This is a genomic window from Vibrio sp. 10N.286.48.F5 (assembly GCF_041469785.1).
Classification (GTDB): Bacteria; Pseudomonadota; Gammaproteobacteria; order Enterobacterales; family Vibrionaceae; genus Vibrio; species Vibrio crassostreae_C.
This window is the reverse complement of sequence record NZ_JBFRLG010000006.1, coordinates 54,335-74,822: the sequence shown is the minus strand read 5'-3', so window position 1 is coordinate 74,822 and position 20,488 is coordinate 54,335. Positions and strand designations below refer to the sequence as shown.

At 44.4% G+C, this 20,488-nt stretch carries 17 protein-coding genes; 10 read left to right on the top strand and 7 right to left on the bottom strand.

Annotated elements, in window-relative coordinates:
• Window positions 1-95: 95 nt before the first annotated feature.
• Together AB4185_RS06290 and AB4185_RS06285 are read right to left on the bottom strand one after the other, a co-directional pair.
• The gene (locus AB4185_RS06290) at window positions 96-1,016 is read right to left on the bottom strand and encodes a LysR family transcriptional regulator (RefSeq protein WP_017061780.1); all 921 of its coding nucleotides are present in this window, start codon (window positions 1,014-1,016) and stop codon (window positions 96-98) included.
• Window positions 1,010-1,471, bottom strand: coding sequence for an Lrp/AsnC family transcriptional regulator (locus tag AB4185_RS06285; protein WP_017061781.1), 462 nt, complete (start codon window positions 1,469-1,471; stop codon window positions 1,010-1,012). The genes AB4185_RS06290 and AB4185_RS06285 overlap by 7 nt, the downstream gene beginning before the upstream one ends.
• A gap of 254 nt (window positions 1,472-1,725) precedes the next feature.
• On the opposite strand from AB4185_RS06285, the gene yjeH reads away from it, so the two are divergent.
• On the top strand, window positions 1,726-2,997 hold the full coding sequence (gene yjeH / locus AB4185_RS06280) for an L-methionine/branched-chain amino acid transporter (RefSeq protein WP_017066490.1): 1,272 nt from the start codon (window positions 1,726-1,728) through the stop codon (window positions 2,995-2,997).
• A 46-nt stretch (window positions 2,998-3,043) separates the two neighbouring features.
• Here the strand turns inward: yjeH and AB4185_RS06275 are convergent, their stop codons facing one another.
• Window positions 3,044-4,501: a PLP-dependent aminotransferase family protein gene (locus AB4185_RS06275; protein ID WP_017061783.1), complete on the bottom strand. Its 1,458-nt coding sequence runs from the start codon at window positions 4,499-4,501 to the stop codon at window positions 3,044-3,046.
• 90 nt (window positions 4,502-4,591) lie between these two features.
• Here AB4185_RS06275 and AB4185_RS06270 point away from each other — a divergent pair, with 90 nt between their 5' ends.
• Together AB4185_RS06270 and AB4185_RS06265 are read left to right on the top strand one after the other, a co-directional pair.
• Window positions 4,592-5,251 carry a pyridoxamine 5'-phosphate oxidase family protein gene (locus tag AB4185_RS06270; RefSeq protein ID WP_017061784.1) on the top strand — a complete coding sequence of 220 codons (660 nt, stop codon included), beginning with the start codon at window positions 4,592-4,594 and terminating at the stop codon, window positions 5,249-5,251.
• Between the two features lie 82 nt (window positions 5,252-5,333).
• On the top strand, window positions 5,334-6,290 hold the full coding sequence (locus AB4185_RS06265) for an urea transporter (RefSeq protein ID WP_372135143.1): 957 nt from the start codon (window positions 5,334-5,336) through the stop codon (window positions 6,288-6,290).
• Window positions 6,291-6,300: 10 nt separating this feature from the next.
• Here AB4185_RS06265 and AB4185_RS06260 read toward each other — a convergent pair whose 3' ends face one another.
• On the bottom strand, window positions 6,301-7,308 hold the full coding sequence (locus AB4185_RS06260; protein WP_017061786.1) for an AraC family transcriptional regulator: 1,008 nt from the start codon (window positions 7,306-7,308) through the stop codon (window positions 6,301-6,303).
• Window positions 7,309-7,441: 133 nt separating this feature from the next.
• On the opposite strand from AB4185_RS06260, the gene AB4185_RS06255 reads away from it, so the two are divergent.
• The 6 genes from AB4185_RS06255 to AB4185_RS06230 all read left to right on the top strand — a co-directional run bounded on the left by AB4185_RS06255 (window position 7,442) and on the right by AB4185_RS06230 (window position 14,260).
• A complete protein-coding gene (locus tag AB4185_RS06255; protein WP_017066493.1) occupies window positions 7,442-7,792 on the top strand; it encodes an MFS transporter in 351 nt (116 codons plus the stop codon).
• Window positions 7,786-9,009, top strand: coding sequence for an HlyD family secretion protein (locus AB4185_RS06250; protein ID WP_017066494.1), 1,224 nt, complete (start codon window positions 7,786-7,788; stop codon window positions 9,007-9,009). Before AB4185_RS06255 ends, AB4185_RS06250 begins: the two co-directional genes overlap by 7 nt.
• Window positions 9,010-9,689: 680 nt before the next feature.
• Window positions 9,690-10,928, top strand: coding sequence for a cytosine permease (gene codB, locus AB4185_RS06245; protein ID WP_065585003.1), 1,239 nt, complete (start codon window positions 9,690-9,692; stop codon window positions 10,926-10,928).
• 9 nt (window positions 10,929-10,937) lie between these two features.
• Window positions 10,938-12,215, top strand: coding sequence for a cytosine deaminase (locus AB4185_RS06240; protein ID WP_102332003.1), 1,278 nt, complete (start codon window positions 10,938-10,940; stop codon window positions 12,213-12,215).
• Between the two features lie 358 nt (window positions 12,216-12,573).
• Entirely contained in the window at window positions 12,574-12,786 is a 213-nt protein-coding gene (locus AB4185_RS06235; RefSeq protein WP_004740083.1) for a cold-shock protein, read from the top strand.
• A 457-nt stretch (window positions 12,787-13,243) separates the two neighbouring features.
• The gene (locus AB4185_RS06230; RefSeq protein ID WP_017060611.1) at window positions 13,244-14,260 is read left to right on the top strand and encodes a GGDEF domain-containing protein; all 1,017 of its coding nucleotides are present in this window, start codon (window positions 13,244-13,246) and stop codon (window positions 14,258-14,260) included.
• Window positions 14,261-14,390: 130 nt separating this feature from the next.
• Here the strand turns inward: AB4185_RS06230 and AB4185_RS06225 are convergent, their stop codons facing one another.
• Complete coding sequence (locus AB4185_RS06225; protein ID WP_017060610.1) at window positions 14,391-14,987, bottom strand: malate synthase; 597 nt, start codon at window positions 14,985-14,987, stop codon at window positions 14,391-14,393.
• Between the two features lie 169 nt (window positions 14,988-15,156).
• Between AB4185_RS06225 and AB4185_RS06220 the strand changes: the two genes are divergently transcribed.
• Window positions 15,157-16,686: a DUF3612 domain-containing protein gene (locus AB4185_RS06220; RefSeq protein WP_372107143.1), complete on the top strand. Its 1,530-nt coding sequence runs from the start codon at window positions 15,157-15,159 to the stop codon at window positions 16,684-16,686.
• 567 nt (window positions 16,687-17,253) lie between these two features.
• Here AB4185_RS06220 and AB4185_RS06215 read toward each other — a convergent pair.
• Both AB4185_RS06215 and AB4185_RS06210 read right to left on the bottom strand, forming a co-directional pair.
• A complete protein-coding gene (locus AB4185_RS06215; protein ID WP_372107142.1) occupies window positions 17,254-18,903 on the bottom strand; it encodes a DEAD/DEAH box helicase in 1,650 nt (549 codons plus the stop codon).
• A 163-nt stretch (window positions 18,904-19,066) separates the two neighbouring features.
• The gene (locus tag AB4185_RS06210) at window positions 19,067-20,422 is read right to left on the bottom strand and encodes a diguanylate cyclase (protein WP_017066497.1); all 1,356 of its coding nucleotides are present in this window, start codon (window positions 20,420-20,422) and stop codon (window positions 19,067-19,069) included.
• Between the last annotated feature and the right edge of the window lie 66 nt (window positions 20,423-20,488).

The window sequence follows — 20,488 nt, the reverse complement described above, 5'->3', positions numbered from 1 at the left end:
CTGAACGCTCTACGCTTAATACTCAATACTTGGCACTTACCATAATTCGCAGGAGGTATTATTTGAAATCAAAGATTATCATCACACCTATGATTTCAAGTCATACTGATATTGTAACTCGACTTTTGCATGGCTTGGAATGCTTTTTCTCGCGCCCATTTGTGGGCAGAGTCGTTGTCATATTTAGGATGCCACATTAACCAATAGGTATGCATTTCCGTATCAAATGGCAACGAAAAGTAGGTAGTATCGAGGTGTCGACCTAGGTTATAGGCGATATGTTCTGGCACGATCATCAGATAGTCGTCTTGCAATAACACAGTACCAGCAGATGAAAAGAACGGAACCTGTAAAGCCACTCTTCGCTTCAGCCCTTGCTTCTTCAATGCTATGTCCGCGTAACTGTCTTTATCTCCACCACCCGTCACTTTGATGTGAGAGTAGTGAACAATATCTTCTGCACTCAAAACCGCTTGTTGAGCCAGCGGGTGCGACTTTCGCATCAAACACACCGACTTATCTTCACCAAGTTTGATACTTGAGACATGTTCTGGCTTTGTGGGAAACATACTGGAAGCCAAATGAATCCCAGACTCGTTCAGTGCTTCAAGGTAGTTTGGCTGCCACAATCGATAAGCCAGATTAATGTTCGGTGCTTCAGCAGACACCTCTGCCACAATCACAGGAAGAATATACTGAGCGACATAATCACTCGAAGACAACACCAATTCACCCTGCCAGTCTTGCGGCTCGAAGGGTTTATCATCTAACAGGTGGTCAAACTCGCCAAGCAGGTCGTCGAGTTTACCTTTGAGTAGCAATGCACGGTTGGTCGGCACCAGTTTGTTGCCGTCACGGACCAGCAAAGGGTCGCCACACAAATCACGTAACTGGCTGAGCTGACGGCTCACCGCGGATTGTGTGATATGCAAACGTTGGGCGGCACGGCTCACATGACACTCTTCAAGAAGTACATGCAGTGAACGCAGTAGGTTTAAGTTGATATTGCCTAACATGAATGCACCGTCGCATTCTGTTTGTTGAAAAACTCGGTCAAAACCGTATGAGTCATTAAGTGGCGAAGATCCGGGTAACTTTGCAGCTGATCGCGAACTCGGTTCAAGCTCTCCATGCTTTCCACTTCCACGTACAACATCATATCTGTCTCACCGCTAATAGAGTGGCACCATTGCACCTCATCAATACTCTGGATTTGTTTCGCGTAAGACTCACAACTATGGTCACTACTCGACATGTCGAACTTCAACAAGATATAAGCGCACACATTCTTCGTTTGGTTGGGTTCTGCCACTTGAGCGCAGTAGCCCGTAATCACTTTGTCGCTTTCCAGTTTCTTGATTCTGGCGTTCACCGCTGAGCGCGAGAGGCTGACATCTCGGGCGATATCGCTCACTGAGCATCGTGCATTGGTTTTGAGAATATCCAAAATCTGGCGATCAAATTTATCCATGCTTCTGATTCTTTTCATTTATTGTTCTATTTATAACGCCTAATTTGACACAACTTTCCTACTTATAACAGCCATTCTGACAGCCGACACTTTCACACTGAATCGGATTAATACCGTTAAAATGACGGTGTCTTACGACGTTTCGCTAGCTGTATTATTGATGTCAACAATGTATGCTCTCAATCATAACTTCTCACACACCAGAAGAAAGTTACTGGAAGACCGTGACCAGAATCAAATAGCTAGGAGAGCGAATGACACAACTCAAACAAGAAATCACGCTTATTTCAGGAATCGGACAACTCTCGACGACCTTGCTAGGCACTGGATTATTTATGATCCCTGCGATCGCAGCAGGCATTGCAGGACAGTTGTCTCTTCTCGCTTGGTTAATCCTGTTTATCGCTATTTGCCCGATTGCACTGACCTTCGCATCATTAGGAAAACGCTACCCGAATGCAGGTGGTACTGCCTATTTTGTGCGCCAGGCGTTTAGCGAGCGATTAGAAACAAGCGTGGCGTGGTTGTTTGTGAGTGTTATTCCTGTCGGTATTCCAGCGGCCATTGCACTGGCTGGTGGTTTTGCTCAACAATTGTTACCCGCACCTCTCGATACACCACTTGGTGCTCAATCCTTTACCGTCGCCCTGCTTATTGCCGTCAATTTGATGGGCAGTAAATCTTCTGGCCGACTGCAAACCGTGATCGCATTGTCGATTTTTGCCTTAGTCAGCGCTTTTGTTTGGAAAGCCGACATCACGGCAACCGATGTTGCTCTTCCTGCCATCTCATCCAATTCAATGTGGTCTATCGGCGCTGCTTTAGCTGTCATGTTTTGGTGCTTTGTCGGAATAGAAGCTTTTGCTCACATGGGAGAGGAATTCAAAAATCCACAACGTGACTTCCCAATCGCCATCATTGCAGGCTGTTTTGTTGCGGGGCTAGTGTACTGGGCTTGTTCAGTAGTGATTCTTAAGCTGGGTGCTTTCGGTTCATCTGAATTCGATGCCGCATCCATCCCTTGGGTAACAGAACAACTGTTTGGTAATGGCTTCAAAACCGTCATCAGCGTGCTCGGGTTCTTTGCTTGCTTTGCCAGCCTAAACCTTTACACACAAAGCCTGTCTCGGATGATCTGGGCTCAGGCCCGCCAACACAGCCCTGCAAGTCGAATGGCTCAACTGAACAGCCGCGGCGTACCGCTCTACCCAACGTTAGCAATTGGCTTTGTCGTGCTTATTTCGTGTGTGATTGGTGAGCTGTCTAATTTAGACCTTGAGTTCTTTCTCAAGCTCGCCAACGGTATTTTTGTTCTGGTTTATCTGCTCGCAATGTTAGCCGCTTGCCGATTACTAACAGGCGCATCTAGATACACTGCCATGCTTTCATTGGTCATCTGTACCTTGGTGTTTATCTGTTTAAGTTGGTCGATGCTCTATGCTGTGACTGTTTTTGTGACATTGTCACTCCCTTGGCGGAAGTGGCTAGGTAAAGGTAAACCCACCGTCTCTATCGACAAGTTGTAACTCGATTCGTGATGAATCAGAAAATGGTAAACAAGCCCTACCAATATTACTGATAAAAAAGCCGAGCGATCTGTTTGATCTTCGGCTTTATGTCAGCCAATCGGATATTTCCAAACCCCAACACCACCCCACTCCAATCACGAGCATCACTTGATCCATATTCATAAAAATCAAACGGACGAATGATGATATTTTCAAGCTCAGCTCTATGACTCCATTCAGTCTCAGATATACCTTGATACCACTTCACGGTCACATGTAGCCCTGCTGCCTGACTGATCACTTCAAGATCACCGTTAAACTCGCTTTCAATCGCTTCTATCATGGCTTCATACTTGAGTTTGTATGACCGACGCATCTTTCTAATATGACGCAGCAAGTCGCCTTCTCGAACAAAATCCGCCAAAGCTTCCTGTGTGTGGGACGCCGTGTCTCCAGTAAGCGCGTCTTTGATCTCAAGACACTTCGCCACCAGACTTTCTGGTACCACTAAGTACCCTAATCGAAGGCCATTGAACATAACCTTACTCAGAGAGCCGACATAGATGATGCGATCATCGAACCCCAACTTTCCCGCCAACCCTTGCATGCAGGTATAAGGGCGATGAGCAAACTGGAACTCACTGTCATAGTCATCTTCAATGATCCATGACTGATGTTGATTGGCCCAATCGATCAGTTTAAGGCGCTGCTCAGTATTTAAAGTCGTGCCCATTGGGTATTGGTTACTCGGTGTGACATACAGAGCCTTAGCATTACTGGCCAACACTTTCTCAATATCCAACCCCACCTTTTCACGCACACTTACACCTTCTAACTCTAGTCTCAACAGATCGATAATTTTATGTACTTGTCGATAACCGGGTTCCTCCACGAGGATTTTGTCGCCCATCGCTAACGTTGCCATTAATCCGATTGAGATGGCTTGCTGCGCACCTGCGGTGATGATGATTCTGTCGGCATTACAATGAACGGAACGACTGCTTGCAAGATACCCACTCAACGCTCCCCTCAAGGCTGAGCTTCCCTGAACCTCTTGATTGCCCGCAATGTTCTGACGTGTAGAGTGACGTTGCAGCAACCTCTGCCATTTCGCAAAAGGGAACGCATCTAAGTCAGGAACTCCTGGGGCAAAGCTGCGGTTAATGTCGTTAGGTGTCGCTATGTTTGTACTCGGTTTACTGACTGTTTGTTTGACCTTCGGATCCTGAACACTGTTTGGCTTAGACAAACTTAGAAAGTGTTCTGGTTGTTCAACCGAGACATAAAACCCTGAGCCTTGCTTACTCTCGATATAGCCTTCAGTAACCAGTTGTTCGTACGCATAAATCACCGTATTTCGACTCACCGATAACTCGACAGCCAACTTACGTGTTGAAGGTAACTTACTGCCCTTGCTCCATAAATCTTGAACGATCTTCTCTCTTATCGCGTGGAACAAGGCGGTTTGACGCGTGCCGTGTTGTTCGTCTAACTGTAGATCACCGACATCGATAGGCTGCATAACTGGATCCAAATAGTGTTTAAAAGTGGCTCTATTTAATAGACCAGTTAATCGCTACATTAATCAAAAGGCAATGATTAAGGAGCGATTATGTTATCTAACACGAAAAGAACCACGATTAAAAAAGGGGCTCACAAAGCCGTATTTGAACAAGAGAAACTGCACCAAATTATTGATGAGAGCTTAATCGCACACATTGCATTGCAGGGCGAACAAGGACCAATGGTCATCCCGATGCTCGCGTGGCGAGTGGGTGATATAGTCTACATTCATGGAGCTAAAAACAGTCGCCTACTAAAAGGACTAAAAAAGGGAGAACCAACCTGTTTAACGTTCACCTTGTTCGATGGTTGGGTGCTGGCTCGTTCGGCATTTCATCATAGTGCGCATTATCGTTCTGCTGTGGTATTGGGGTCATTTTCAGTCATCGATGACAATCAAGAAAAGGATCGCTTGTTGAATATCTTTATTGAGCAAATCGCACCGGGCAGAACCGATGAAGTGAGGCTCAGTAATGAAAAAGAACTCACTGCGACCGAGTTGTTGGCGATACCTTTAACAGAAGCTTCCGTGAAGATTGGTAAACATGGAGTGAATGATGATAAAGCCGATATGGACATTCCAGTTTGGGCTGGCGTATTACCCTATAGAACTGTTGTTGGGCCGTTAGAAACCGTTCCAGAACAAGAAGGCATCATTGAAACACCAGATTACCAACAAGCTTATGGTGAACGCTGGTATCAGAATTAACACTCGAAGATGGTGAACTTGATAAAATTGTATACAATCTGAATTACAAAAATTTAACATGACTCAATAATGTAATCAGACGATGAAAACGAACAAGGATATTCTGCCGTTTCAAGGCTTGCTCAATGGCATTGGGCAAGTCTATTTCACACCGTCTATCATGACGTCGACTTTGCTGTTGCTTGCCATTTCTATTGAGTCACTGGCGCTGGCTTTTCTTACCTTACTTGGCGCCAGTTGCAGCTATGCATTAGCTTTCTATGGCTATATGTACACCAACACCAACACCAACACCAACACCAACACCAACACCAACACCAACAAGTCAGTTGACGACATTGATAGTGGAATGTACGCGCTAAATGGCGCTTTGATTGGTTTATTTATCGGTAACTTTTTTGGTGTGACACCATTATTGGCTTTAGTGACTGCGTTAGGTGCATTACTCACGGTGCCGATTGCCCACATCGTATTCAGTTTTGAGAAATATCACGGTTACACTAGCGCCTTTATCCTCACCACTTGGCTGATTTATATTATCCAATCAACCTTTGAGCTGTCAGCGTTTTCTGCACCTGATTCCGCACTGATGCCACTCATCAGTATTGAGGCTAACTCGTGGTTCAACCTGCCGACAGTGGTGATCCCGTTGTTAAAAGGGATAAGCCAAGTCAGCTTCATCGAAAATGCGTTGTCGGGGCTCGTTATCTTAGTCGCCATCGCACTCAACAATATCAAGCATGCCATTTGGGTTATGCTCGCAGTAATAATTAGCACCGTATTTAGCGGGTTGATTGGCGCTTCTAACGAACTGGTAGCCCAAGGTCTTTACGGGTACAACGCCATTCTTGCCACTTTAGCACTTGTGCCCTATCCGCGAATCCGTTGGCCGTTAATCCTATTAGGCATGCTGTTAAGCTGTCTCATCACACTTGGTTTTCATGAACTGTCACTGTTACCACTCACCGCCCCTTTCATTTTGAGTACTTGGGGGATGGTTTACTTGTCCAGCCTGATCCATAAACGAACCATAAGTTAGCTCTGAATAGTTACAGGCCAGTTTTTAGGCGCTCAACATATTGCTTGGGTGTCAAACCTCGATGTTTCTTAAACATCCGATTAAAGCTCGCGACATTGGTATAGCCGAGCCTCGTCGCGACTTTATCTATTGGCACTGAATACATCAACAACTCCACCGCCACATTACTTAACGCATAGCCCATAATGGTAGAAAAGTTGATGCCTAAGTTATGCAATCGACGTTGAAATTGCTGTTCAGATAACCCAAGCAAACTCGACACTTTATGCAGTGTTGGCAGGCCGAAATGGCGACTGTAATTGATCATCTCATAGGTCACCTTATGCTCATCCGCGGCATCAGGCATGTTGAGGTAATTATCTAAGTCATGAAAGTTCATTGCCAAGCTCATCTTGCCGCTAGAAGGGGCTTGATTGCTCGATAACCTCGACTGGCTTGGTATCCAGATTTCAGTTCGTGGCTGGCCCCACTGAATATTGCACCCAAAATACTCTTGATAGAGTTGAGTGTTCTCGCGATAACCTGCGATAGAGACGGCTGCGGGAGTAAAGTCGTCTCCCAAGTAACGCCTTAATATCTTCATCATAAAGATGGCAACTCGAATTGAGTCATGAACTTTACCCACCTCAGTATAAGCAGGATTGTCGTAGCACCATTTGATGAAATTACCGACTTGAGCGCCATATAGAAAAGCCCCGGACTGCAAACAGTGCAACCCGATGTTAACTCGGCGTATAGACGACGCCAGATCGTGCCCCGAGAAAAACCAGTTAGAGAGAGGACCTAGCCTTTCAATATCCACTCTATCAGCCAGCTTCAAGATAATATCGGAATCACCGGTTTGTTGTTCAAGTAAGCCATACCATTTGTCCACTTCACTTACGGGGATAAGGTTCATCGGGTTATTAAACACCGATTTAGGAATACCTAATTGCTCAGTATTCACAGCCTTATTAGTCGTTGCGTATTGGTAAATACCCAAAATACCCAATGCTCTTAAGAAGTTACAATTGTTCATTAGCCACCATACTTAGAAGTCACTATTACAGATCAAATCATAATGGCATCATTATTAAAGTAATTGGTAAATTATCAACTTCTAAATCTGATATCAATAACACTCGGTGCTCAATTTAACCTAGGGTATATCAATGAGTTTAGTTAGTGTCCCATTTGTCGGAACCGGCGCAGATACCGCACTACACGTAGTTGCAGGCGTAGTGTTAGTCGCAACCATCGCTGCTGCATGTTACGGCTTCTGGCGTGTGCATGAATTACCAATCAACAAGGCTCACAGTAAAGAGCATCAACAACTCGGTTTGATCACCGCATTAACATGGATTGGTTTTGTATGGCACTGGGTATGGGTACTAGCAGTAATTTTGGCCTTCGTTGATATGGAAAAAGCCATCATCAATCTAAGAGACACATGGAAGTCACCGACCACAACCAAGGAGCAAACAACTTCCGACAAGCAAGATGAGGAGAGCCAAACATGTTAGAAGGCTTGGCAATTTGGGCACTGTTCATTTACTTACTCAGACTTGTTGGTATGCCTTGGAACAAAGGCACCAAGGCGTTTGCGTACCTAGGGGGTACATCTTGGTTGCTGTTTGTATGGGTTGGCCTACTCAATTTTACTCCGATGGATCTATCGGGAGGCTCAGTGGTTCAGTCTCCACATATTCAGCTGCGTCCCGATTCAACTAATGTGTCGGGAAAAACTTCCAAAGTCCACATCGACCCAAACCAGGATGTGACTGAAGGACAGCTAATTTACGAAATTGATGACACTAAATATGTCATCGCAAGAGACAAAGCCAGCGTTCAACTTGAGTCTGCAGAGGTCGCTTTAGACACAGCTCGTCAAGAAGTGAGCATTGCAAAAGTCAGCTATCAATCGGCGCTTGAAGACATCAAAGCTTCAGTCGCACAAATAGATTCGGCTAAAACAGACTTAGTACTGCAGTCAAAGACGCTTGATCGTTACCAGAAGCAAAACAAAGTGGTAGAACATACGATCACTGAAACTGACATCGACCAACAAACAGCAAAGGTAGACTTAGCGACGTATAACGTTACGACATTGGAATCTCAGCTTAGCAAGAAAGAAGTCGATGCCGAGAATGCGAAGTTGAACATCCACAAAGCTGAAACCAATGTGAGCAAGAAGCAAACTGAGGTCGATTCAGCAAAGGCAACACTGGCACAAGCACAATGGGACTTGAACAGCACCAAAGTCACGGCACCGACTGACGGCTTTGTAACGAACTTTATTCTTCGTGAAGGTCAGCGTGTTTCAATGATGCCTCGTATCCAGATGTATACCGAAGAGAAGTACGTGCTGATGCGAGTTAACCACCAAGCGATTCGTAATATTAAGGTCGGTCAACCTGCGGAATTTGCGACAGCGGTATACCCAGGAAAAGTGTTCTCTGCAACCGTAGAAGGCATTGTAGAAGCCACTGGTGAAGCGCAAGCAAGTTTGCTGGGTATCGATGAGCAGGTTCGTGTTACCACAGGCAAAAACCTTCAGAACAAGCACCACTTTGTTCGTTTAAAAATTGATGAGGCAGAGGGTTACGATATTCCTGTTGGCTCTGTCGGATTAGCGTGGGTAAGCGGTGAGAAGCCTATCAGCTTTATGGCGTTCCTAGACGTAATACGCGGGATCATCATTAGAATGAAGTCTCAACTGTACTTCTTCTACTCCATCTAATACTTCCTATTGGTGAAACAATACCCAAGCCCGTGCGCTCTTAGATCGCACGGGCTTTTTGTTTATTTCACCATTCGTCGCCAGAAAGAACACAAACCCGAAAAACGAATAAACACTCTAAAGTTGCAAATCGCAATTGCATTTTGCAATTGGGTATTTCAAAAACGCAAATTAAACGCTCAAATACGCACCAGATTGCTATAAAACTGCCGTTTTACGTGGTTTTAAAAGTTGGCACACTAACTGCAATGTATATATTGACCCTTCTTAAGCCGAGGGTCACCTAGCCAACTGACGTTGTTAGTGAACCTATTCTTGTTCACAAAATATATAGGCCAATTGCGATTATTGCGATTGGCTATTTTTTTGCCTGCAGTTTGGCCAACCGCCCTCTTTTTCGATACAGACACCCATTCAGACGTATAATAATAAGCATTCATAGCCAACCAAGAACAGCAGATAACCAACGCATTATAGAAAACGTTTTCTATTTGTTTTTTTTAAATAAAGACAGAAAATAACCCTATGTTTTACAAGATAATTACTGCAATAACTGGTTTTTATGGGCAATTATTGACAAAATTAGCATTGACTATGTGATTTATATCACCATAATGCGCAAGTTTGCCTGCAATACGGCGACCGTTAATTTTAATTTTGATCATTTGCGGAGGTAAAAAATGGCTGCTGATAATAACTACAGTCTAGGGCCGGTTCCTACATCGGCTAGGAAAGGAGTCGCTTCACTCACCATGGTAATGCTTGGACTCACTTTCTTCTCTGCAAGTATGTGGACAGGTGGTTCACTCGGGACAGGTCTTTCATTCAACGATTTCTTCCTCGCCGTTCTCATCGGTAACCTAATCCTCGGTATTTACACTTCTTTTCTTGGCTACATCGGCTCATCTACTGGCCTCTCTACTCACCTACTAGCTCGTTTCTCTTTCGGTACAAAAGGCTCATGGCTTCCTTCTGCTTTACTTGGTGGTACACAAGTCGGTTGGTTTGGTGTGGGTGTTGCGATGTTTGCTATTCCAGTACAAAAAGCAACGGGCATTGATACCAACACCTTGATTATCGTATCTGGCTTATTGATGACGGGTACAGTGTACTTCGGCATTAAAGCGCTAATGGTGCTTTCAGCGATTGCAGTGCCTGCAATTGCGATTCTGGGTGGTTACTCAGTACTGATTGCGGTAGACAGTGTTGGTGGACTAGAGCAACTGCAACTTATTAAACCAGAGACGCCAATGGACTTTTCAATGGCTCTTGCAATGGTTGTAGGTTCGTTCGTAAGTGCGGGTACGTTAACGGCCGATTTCGTTCGCTTTGGTAAAAAGCCAGCAAGCGCAGTATTAATTACTATGGTTGCGTTCTTCATCGGTAACTCGCTGATGTTTATCTTCGGCGCAGCAGGAGCAGCAGCAACCGGTCAGGCTGATATTTCAGATGTGATGATCGCGCAAGGTCTGCTGCTTCCAGCCATCATCGTGCTAGGCTTGAATATCTGGACAACCAATGAAAATGCACTTTATGCATCCGGTTTGGGTTTATCTAACATCACTGGTCGCTCAAGTACTACAATGTCAATCATTAACGGCATTATCGGTACGATTTTCGCACTTTGGTTATACAACAACTTCGTTGGTTGGTTAACCTTCCTTTCGCTGGCGATTCCACCAATTGGTGGCGTAATCATCGCCGACTTCTTCGCGAACCGTAAACGTTACAAAGATTTTGCAAATGCAGAGTTCCAAACCGTTAACTGGGCTGGCATTATCGCGGTAGCAACAGGCGTAGCCGCTGGTCACTTCCTACCTGGCGTTGTTCCTTTGAACGCAGTGTTAGGTGGTGCAATCAGTTACCTCGTGCTTAATCCTCTATTGAACAAAAAAGCTCTGAAATCTCAGGCCGCTTAAGGACACACTATGACAACCTTATTAATCAAGAACGCGAAACTTCAAGACCAAGAAGGCTTGAAACAGATTCTGATTGAAAATGGTCAATTTTCTCGCATTCTCGATAATGGCGCGCAAATCAATCATCAAGGCGACATCCTTGATGCTGAAGGTGGCATTGCAGTTACTCCTTTCTGTGAACCGCACATCCACCTAGATACTACTCAAACTGCTGGTGAGCCTAACTGGAACATCTCTGGCACTTTGTTTGAAGGTATTGAGCGTTGGGCTGAGCGCAAAGAACTGCTATCAATCGAAGACGTAAAGTCTCGTGCCAAGCAAACACTGAAATGGCAGATAGCTAACGGTGTTCAACACGTTCGTACACACGTTGATGTGTCTGACCCAACACTCGTTGCGTTAAGAGCGATGGTTGAAGTTCGTGAAGAGATGAAAGAGTGGGTCGACATCCAGATCGTTGCATTCCCTCAAGAAGGTATTCTTTCATACCCTAACGGCAAAGAGTTGCTTGAAGAAGCAGTGAAGATCGGCGCTGACGTTATCGGTGCTATCCCTCACTTCGAATTCACTCGTGAATACGGGGTTGAATCTTTGCATTATGTGTTCGAGCTTGCACGCAAGTACGACTGTCTGATCGACGTTCACTGTGATGAAATCGACGACGAACAGTCTCGCTTTGTGGAAACATTAGCAGCCCTTGCTCATAAGTTTGAAATGGGCGAGAAAGTAACTGCTAGCCACACCACTGCAATGGGTTCGTACAACAGTGCTTACACATCTCGCCTGTTCCGTCTATTGAAGATGTCAGGTATCAACTTCGTGGCAAACCCGCTAGTGAACATTCACTTACAGGGCCGTTTCGACGATTACCCGAAACGCCGCGGTGTAACGCGCGTTAAAGAGATGCTAGCAGCAGACATCAACGTTTGTTTTGGCCACGATGATGTGTTTGACCCATGGTACCCACTGGGCACAGCGAACATGCTTCAAGTTCTGCACATGGGACTGCATGTAACACAGGTTATGGGCTACGACCAAATCAACAACTCACTTGATTTGATCAGCAAGAACTCTGCTCGCACATTGAACATTCAAGACAACTTCGGTATCGAAGAAGGTAAGCCAGGTAGCTTGCTGATTCTTCCTGCTGACAATGGCTTTGATGCAGTACGCCGCCAAGTACCAGTGCAGTACTCAATACGCCACGGTAAGGTGATTGCAGAGACTCAACCAGCGAAAACAAAAATAAATTTAGATCAAACTGAAGATATCAACTTTAAGCGTTAATATCGTCTATACTAATGATCAAAAGGAAGCTGAGATGCTTCCTTTTGTTGTGTTGGACGAAGCGACAAAACTATCACTAAATCAGTGTAAATCTTGTACATTCGCACGGTATGACAAAAAAAACACAAATTTCTTAAGCAATGCGTGTACATCTCAAAAGACTGTGTTAACATGCTCTCGCTCTGTTAGCCGGAGTTATTTAAGTTAGATGAATAGTAAAAAATTGACATGTAAAATCGTTACCCGTTTTTGTAAGTAGTTTTTCCTTATTTCTTAGCAATATTAAATAATTCAATTATCAGCGCATTGCATTAAATGCAATCAACAACTTAGAAAATTTATGAATAAGGGACAAATTATGTCTAACACAAATACTGGCACTGTAAAATGGTTTAACGAAGAGAAAGGTTTCGGTTTCATTTCTCAAGACAACGGCGGCGCTGACGTATTCGTACACTTCCGTGCAATCGTTTCTGAAGGCTTCAAAACTCTGAAAGAAGGCCAAAAGGTTTCTTTCGAAGTTGAAAATGGTCAAAAAGGCCTACAAGCAGCAAACGTTGTTGCTCAATAATTAGCTCTTATAGCTAAAAAGAATTTTAAAGCGCTGATTTTTATCGGCGCTTTTTTATGCCTGCTTATAAACATTTCCCCTCTCGATACAGGCTTTCCCCCGTAAACTCTGAACAAATGCAAATCACCAGCCAAGCGTCCTCAACCTAGACTTTCTCAATTAAAGCTCAACGATCAATTTACGTCACTTTTTGTATGCACTTCCCTAGACAACACTTAATTCTCAGTAATCTTTTGATACTAACTCACGCTACGCCGAAAGTTTGATAAGCCCAAATATGGTTAAAGAACAATCCATTAGATTACGCTTATGAATACGCAATCGATATTCATAATAAAAATGAGTTATTTATCCAACCCTCATCCACTAATCATATAATTTTTAAAGCAAAGACCTTCGAAATCCGCTAACCTTGTTCGCAAGTGGCTTAGTTGTTTTGGTATCTGCAGTAAAAATAATGAACAAAGACGAATTTCAGAAATCCACCGCAAATCTAAAAAAAGCGGTGCCTCTTATGATGAAGAACAGGGTGTCAACGACACCTGCAAATTACGCACTTTGGTACACCTATGTCGATAACGCTATTCCCCAGCTGACTCAAGACATGGATGGTGTTTTAGAACACTACGGTATTTGTCCTCCTGCCGTTGGTGAGCAGCTATACAACAATTATGTTGCCAGCAAATCCGAAACCAATATCAATGACCTTCGCGCTAATTTGGAACTGTTAGTTTCTGAAGTTTCCAATTCAATGAATGACACCCTGACCGACACCTCCGCTTTTTCTGACATGATCGATAAAAGCTTCGAGGACTTGGCTCGTGTTGATAATGAAAGCCTATCTATTGATGAAGTCATGTCCTTAGTTCGACAGCTGGTGTCTGAATCCCGTCATATTCGTCACTCTACTCAGTTTTTAAACTCTCAGCTAAACTCTGCAACCTCAGAGATCACCAAGCTAAAAACCCAGTTAGTAGAAGTTCAGAAAGATGCGCTTTTCGATAGTACAACCACACTCTATAACCGTCGCTCTTTCGACCGTGACATAGAAACCCTGTGTGAAGCACAACAATCTTTGTGTCTGATTCTTCTCGATATCGACCACTTTAAAAATTTCAACGACACCTATGGCCACTTGTTTGGCGATATGGTGCTTAAAGCGATCGCTCGCAAGCTGAAGTTAAGTTGCCGTGAAGGTATTTCTGCCTATCGATTTGGTGGTGAAGAGTTCGCGCTGATTGTGCCTAACAAGTCTTTGCGTATTGCTCGTCAACTCGCTGATACCAATCGTCGCTCTCTAGAAAAGCTGTCGATTAAAGATCGCCGCAGTGGTCAACAAGTCGGCAGTATCACTGCATCGTTTGGTGTCGCTGAACTTGAACCCGGCGAATCAGCTCAATCGCTGATTGAACGTGCTGATAAGCTACTTTATGAAGCGAAATCACTTGGCCGTAACCGAGTCATGCCTTTGTAAAACACACCAACAATGCTCTTATCGACATATTAGTCGGCTCGTATTGAGACTAGAAAGCCCCAAAGTTCATTATCTTCGGGGCTTTTTTTCTTTAGTTGTATAAATTACTTTAGCTAACTAGGATTCACCGTTAGATCTGGAAGCAATAATTCAAGCAGTAGTCTTCACCACTCTTTGCTCTGAACTCTTTATCTTCACTGCATGCCTTTGGTTTACCCTTTGCGTCACCTTGAATCAAACTGATCCAGTGGCGCATCGCTGCAATGGTCTCTTCACGCATTGTGGTTGTTGCTTCCATTGGTGATTGGCCAAACGTGGTGCATGATTCCAACTGAATATCATCAATTTCTACTAGCTCAATACAACCTGTCCCTTTGTGGCAACCAAACATCACCTCTAGGTGGCTGCCACTGCCATCTCGAAACAAGATAGAGTCTGGGTCGTTCTTCTCACCCATGTACGCTACAAACTGCTTAGGGTGCTTCAGACCGCTGTGCTGACCGTCTTTAAAGTAAGCCATAATATGGCGGTAATCGACTACGTAGCTGGTTACGTCTTGATGTGAGCCATTCTCTAGTGGGAATAGTCGATCAAGCAGCTGCTTTGCTTTCACTTGCTTTTCAGTTTGCTGATTAGCATTGATTGTCTCCACGGCAAAGACAGCTTCAGCGATAAATGGCTTTGATTGTTTTTGGATTTCTGTTTTATCGAATGTAAGCATATTCATAGTCTTTCCCTCTTGACCAGTCCGGTGATAACCACCGATTTCTACAGCAAAAATGTGTCCTAGAGCAATTATTCCAAACTAACGTTTAATTTATTTGTCATTTTGTGAATTGCTTAGTTTGTAGATTAGCGCTTTTTTACATACAATTTCACAACAAAAATTTTACAATGTGAATTTTACAAATATGCCCTTGTCAAAAAGTTTAGTTCGTCAGTCACATTTCCTAGGTACGAAGATACGTAACCTAAGAAAACGTAACCATTTAACGATGGAGGACCTGTCTGCGCGTTGTATTAGAATCGACCCAGAATGTGCCCCTTCCGTTTCTTACCTTTCAATGATTGAACGTGGAAAGCGGGTTCCGAGCATCGATATGCTGGAAGTGATTGCACAGGTCTTTCAGAAGAATCCGACGTGGTTCCTCGACGACGAATCTGAACAACAAGCCATTGCTCCTGATAAGGGGAATCGTGGTGGGATAAGTGGCATGGCGCTCGAGCCGAGCTTCCTATTCTCAAACGACATCCTGCAAATTGCGATTCCTGAGATGCTGTCACAAACGGGCATTTCAGGCCGCCAGTTTGCGCACCTCTTGATTCGAGCACACCAAGAGAGCAACCAGAACCACTTCCCTGACCTTGAGCGCGCTGCGGAAGAAGTAGGCTTAAAACGTCTTAACCTCAGCGTAGAAGACCTGATAGACATCGCTAGAAGCCTAGGAATCAACATCCGCTGGGTGACGCGCACGCCGCAAGACGTCGTCGATGAGCTCGGAATTAACGCTAAGCAGTTAGTGACCTCCTTCTTTGAGCCTCCCGGTACTATCTTCTTAAACGAGATTCTTAAAGAGTATCCAACTCGTCTGAAATACGACCTTTCGGTTTATATCGGTCATTGCATTCTGCACAGCAAAGAAGGCCTAAAGAGTGTGTTGTCGGTCGGTAACAACAACACGTGGGACGACAACCAGGTATCAGGCTCTTCACAGCTCAACTCCCAAGATATTCTTCAAGCATGGCGAGACTTTGAATCCAGCTTCTTTGCTGGCGCACTTTTGTGCCCGAAAGTCCCGTTTAGGCAGCTACTTGACCGCACTGGTTACGAAATCGACGTTCACAAAAGAGCAGGGGTTTCCCCCTCTGTTGCGATGCGTCGAATGACTGTAGTATCGCCCTACCCTCACTGGCACTACTTTGATGCTTATGGGCCGGGGAAACTCAAGGCGGTATATCGCGGGAACGGGATTCCGCTACCTTGGGGAAATATGAGAACGGTCGCTGACCCATGTCAACATTGGGCTGTGTTCCGTCGATTATCAGAACCTCGAGCGGGAAGCTCGGCTCAAATCTCCATTTTGAACGTGGGTGATGAGCCAAGAATCTACTGCTGTGAATCCATCAATATGACTGATCCTGCGGGTAACAATCGTGTGTTGTGTGCTGGTATAGATCTCAACCCTGCAATTGATGCTCAAGGCGGTAATTCAAGAGACATAGCAGAGCAGCTTAAAGCGTCATGCGTTAACAATGGTGGCTCTGTGGCAATTCCGCGTAACATCAAAAAAGATCTCACGACAATAGCCAAGATTCTAAATATAAATTGGATTGAACGTGGGATTGAGACAGAGGCGAGGCTTATCTGCTCCAGAGGTGGAGAATGCCCACGCCAACCAAGCTGTTACTCTAAGTGTGGTGAGTAAAAAAGTAATAACAAAAAATAGAACCTAAATTTCAGGCAAAAAAAAACCAATCACAATAAGGGTGATTGGTCATATATTTTGTGTGAACAAAAAAGGTTCACTAACAACGTCAGTTGGCTAGGTGACCCTCGGCTTAAGAAGGGTCACCATTACTAATGCAGCATGCGTGCCAACTTTTAAAACACGTATTTACTACGCATCTGGACACGTATCGGCCGGATATCCTTGTTTGTTTTGCAAACTGGAATTGCAAATTGCAAAATTCAACAAAAACGCTAGTGATTATGTTATTATTAATGAATAATTAAAGATTCATTACCCTTCCCAAAAATGTCATATTTCCCTTAGATTCAATCACTTTAAACAGCAATAAACCTCCCCTAGGTTACTCAACATAAACGGCTACTCAACATCAACAATACCCCAAACAGCGCCCATAAAAAAACGCGAACATTGAGATTCAATATTCGCGCTTATTCGATTTCAATGACAGAAAGAACTTAACCCACGAGACGCCTTTTTATAAAGCGACTCATGTTCGTTGCTCTTTCAATATCTCAGAAAAGATTACTTCTGAGGAGCTGGCTTAGAACGGCTTCGAGACGGTTTGTTTGTCGAAGGTTTGTTGTTTGTCGGCTTATTTGACGACTTGCTTGGGCCGTAGCTACCGCCGTAACCAGACTTCTTAGGTTTGCCTGCAGGTTTACCCGCGTTGTTTGGCTTACCAGTACCGTTAGATTTACCCGCACCGCTTGGTTTGCTCAGAGTGTTCTGAGCACCTGCGTTATTTGCAGCAGGTTTATTGCCCGCACTACCGCGTTTAAAGTTGCTGCCGTTGTTTCTTACTGATTTATCTTCAGTTGTCGCAGCTGAGTTGTTTTCAGCAGGTTTCTTACCAGATGTCGGCTTACGCTTTGGAGCCGAACCATTACCAGCTACATGACGCTTGTTCTTACCTGCTGGCTTGTGCCCGCGAGCGTTATCACCAGAGCGTTGACCATCAGCATGTTCACGTGGCTGTTTTGCTTTCTTCGGTTTCTTAGGCTTGATTGGACGTGAATCCAAGCGAGACTCAGGTAACTTATTTACTGGAGAGAAACCTTCCAGTTCACGACGCTCTAGCACTTGTTGAATCAGGCGTTCAATACCGAACAGCTCACCCACTTCATCAGCACAAACCAATGAAATCGCTTTACCTACTTCACCTGCACGGCCAGTACGACCGATACGGTGTACATAGTCTTCTGATACATGAGGAAGATCGAAGTTAACTACTTGAGGCAGTTGCGGGATATCGATACCACGAGCGGCGATATCAGTTGCAACAAGTACTCGTACCTTACCTGTTTTAAAGTTCTCTAAGGCTTTAGTACGTGCACCTTGGCTCTTGTTACCATGGATAGGTGCAGCAGTGATGTCTTGCTCTTCAAGGAAGCGAGCAAGCTTGTTCGCACCGTGTTTCGTCTTGCTGAACACCAACACTTGTTGCCAATCGTTATCTTTGATTAGCTTCGCTAGCATTGCGCTCTTTTTCTTTTTGTCTACTGGGTAGATGCTTTGCTCAACCGTTTTTGCCGTCGAGTTTGCAGGGCTTACTGAAATCTCAACAGGATTGTTCACTAAGCCTTTCGCTAAACTGCGGATATCATCAGAGAACGTCGCTGAGAACAGTAGGTTCTGACGCTTCTTAGGCAAGAAAGCTAAGATCTTACGAATATCGCGGATGAAACCCATGTCTAGCATGCGGTCCGCTTCATCTAGCACTAGGATTTCTAGTTGGTCAAAACGCACTGCATTTTGGTTGTATAGGTCAAGTAGACGACCAGGTGTTGCCACCAACACGTCACTACCTTTACGCAGTTTTTGCATCTGAGGGTTAATCTTCACACCACCAAACACTACCGTCGAAGTCAGCGGTAAGTTAATACCGTACTTCACTACGCTGCCATTCACTTGCGCAGCAAGCTCACGAGTTGGCGTTAGCACGAGCGCACGAACTTGGTTCTGACGTACGCGAGTACCTTTCGATAACATTTCAAGAATAGGTAGCGTGAAGCCTGCAGTTTTACCTGTACCTGTTTGAGCAGCGGCCATAACATCTTTGCCCGTTAGGACAGCTGGCACGGCTTTCTCTTGTATTGGTGATGGCTTATCGTAACCTTGTGCTTCAATAGCTTTAAGGATCGGTTCAGAAAGGCCAAGGGAGGTAAAACTCATAGATTATTTTCTCAGTTGAATAACATTTAGTATGAGCAACACGTTAAAAAGTGCGTTGCTTCAGCTTTTGCTCATCAAATACATTGATACGGAGCAAAGCGCGGTATTCTGAGGCTTTTCCCCCCATTCAGCAACTAAATTCTAATCGCAGCTAAAATTCAACCTAGATAACTTGTCGCTTCTGTTCGTACATTTTTTCATCAGCGGCTTTTAAGAGCGCATCGACATCATTGTAGTTGTTATTGTGAATAACCCAACCCACACTGATTCTGAGATAAATAGAGTGCGCGTCGTACACAACTGGTGCCGAGCATATCGCCTTTCGTAGTTTAGTCACGATCGACGATACGTGTTGATCATCGATAATGCGTGGCAACAAGACCAAGAACTCATCACCGCCTATCCTTGCGACGATATCTGAAACACGCAGCTCACTTCTTATGCGGTTAGCACACTCGATCAATACCTGATCGCCTGCCGCGTGACCATAAGTGTCGTTGATTGCTTTAAACCCATCGAGGTCGATATTTACAACAGCAAAGGTTCTCGCTCTCTGTTTTTGAGTGGTTTTGAAGGCCTGCTTGAGGCTATACATGAAGTATCGACGATTCGGCAACATCGTTAACTCATCATGCATAGAGCGGCTATCTGCAATGCGGTAAAGGCGATAAATAGTAAAGAAAGCAAACGCCAGCACTAATATTATGGAGTAGCCCACCAGCCTTACCGCTTGGATGCGATACCAAGGCTCATCCATCAATACATGTTCGTTACCGGAGAGAGCAAGGTACCAACCCCCGTATGGAAAACTCACCTGTTCAGTGGCAAACGCATTATCGAACACATCCTGAGTACCATAAAAGACAGCGCCATCTTTCCCTGAACTGTTTGCACCACGAATTGCTAATTCATACTTGTTCTCTATCTTGCCGATTCCAACATCTTCAAACAGCTCATCTAAACCGATAACAGCACTGGAGACACCCCAATAATCTTGATTAAAAGGCGGATCTCGGAAGATCGGAGTACGTGTAATAAGGGCTTGCCCACCTTGAAACAGCTCAAAAGGACCAGCAATAAAGGTGTTGCCAAAATTACGGGCTATCTCAACAGACTCCCATTGATTTGGGTGATCACGATAATTAATACCGAGAATCTGCTCATTACCTTCCATCGGGTAAACAAAATTTAGAATGTCGTCTTTGGCGAGTCCGATAAGTCGAATATGGAAGCCATCTTGAATGATATTCTCTGCAATCTTATCCCAATTTTTTACCTCTCCATCGGGGTTGATGGTCACTAAGGTCGAGAAATTATTGAGGATATACATATCTGACACGATCGCGGCTTCAATCCGAGAACGAATAATGGATAGTTGCTTTTTTGCCTCTGAATACGATTCGTTTTTAAGAAAAGTTAATTGCTTGGCATGAAAGAACTCAATTGCGCTTACTATCGCAAGAAAAAAAAGAAAAGCTACTACTCTGGCAGACCACTGCTTGCTAGAACCACTTGGCATTTACGAACCTCTAACACTATTGTTCTATATACTGCCTTATAACGGCTCATTTCTGGCTTATTGCCC

Bases quoted from the DNA above. Each gene is read 5' to 3' on its own strand.
- AB4185_RS06265 (WP_372135143.1), top strand. From the start codon at position 5,334: ATGAAAACGAACAAGGATATTCTGCCGTTTCAAGGCTTGCTCAATGGC.
- AB4185_RS06235 (WP_004740083.1), top strand. From the start codon at position 12,574: ATGTCTAACACAAATACTGGCACTGTAAAATGGTTTAACGAAGAGAAA.
- AB4185_RS06225 (WP_017060610.1), bottom strand. From the start codon at position 14,987: ATGAATATGCTTACATTCGATAAAACAGAAATCCAAAAACAATCAAAG.
- AB4185_RS06275 (WP_017061783.1), bottom strand. From the start codon at position 4,501: ATGCAGCCTATCGATGTCGGTGATCTACAGTTAGACGAACAACACGGC.
- codB (WP_065585003.1), top strand. From the start codon at position 9,690: ATGGCTGCTGATAATAACTACAGTCTAGGGCCGGTTCCTACATCGGCT.
- AB4185_RS06250 (WP_017066494.1), top strand. From the start codon at position 7,786: ATGTTAGAAGGCTTGGCAATTTGGGCACTGTTCATTTACTTACTCAGA.
- AB4185_RS06285 (WP_017061781.1), bottom strand. From the start codon at position 1,471: ATGGATAAATTTGATCGCCAGATTTTGGATATTCTCAAAACCAATGCA.
- AB4185_RS06210 (WP_017066497.1), bottom strand. From the start codon at position 20,422: ATGCCAAGTGGTTCTAGCAAGCAGTGGTCTGCCAGAGTAGTAGCTTTT.
- AB4185_RS06255 (WP_017066493.1), top strand. From the start codon at position 7,442: ATGAGTTTAGTTAGTGTCCCATTTGTCGGAACCGGCGCAGATACCGCA.
- AB4185_RS06260 (WP_017061786.1), bottom strand. From the start codon at position 7,308: ATGAACAATTGTAACTTCTTAAGAGCATTGGGTATTTTGGGTATTTAC.
- yjeH (WP_017066490.1), top strand. From the start codon at position 1,726: ATGACACAACTCAAACAAGAAATCACGCTTATTTCAGGAATCGGACAA.
- AB4185_RS06290 (WP_017061780.1), bottom strand. From the start codon at position 1,016: ATGTTAGGCAATATCAACTTAAACCTACTGCGTTCACTGCATGTACTT.
- AB4185_RS06240 (WP_102332003.1), top strand. From the start codon at position 10,938: ATGACAACCTTATTAATCAAGAACGCGAAACTTCAAGACCAAGAAGGC.
- AB4185_RS06215 (WP_372107142.1), bottom strand. From the start codon at position 18,903: ATGAGTTTTACCTCCCTTGGCCTTTCTGAACCGATCCTTAAAGCTATT.
- AB4185_RS06230 (WP_017060611.1), top strand. From the start codon at position 13,244: ATGAACAAAGACGAATTTCAGAAATCCACCGCAAATCTAAAAAAAGCG.
- AB4185_RS06270 (WP_017061784.1), top strand. From the start codon at position 4,592: ATGTTATCTAACACGAAAAGAACCACGATTAAAAAAGGGGCTCACAAA.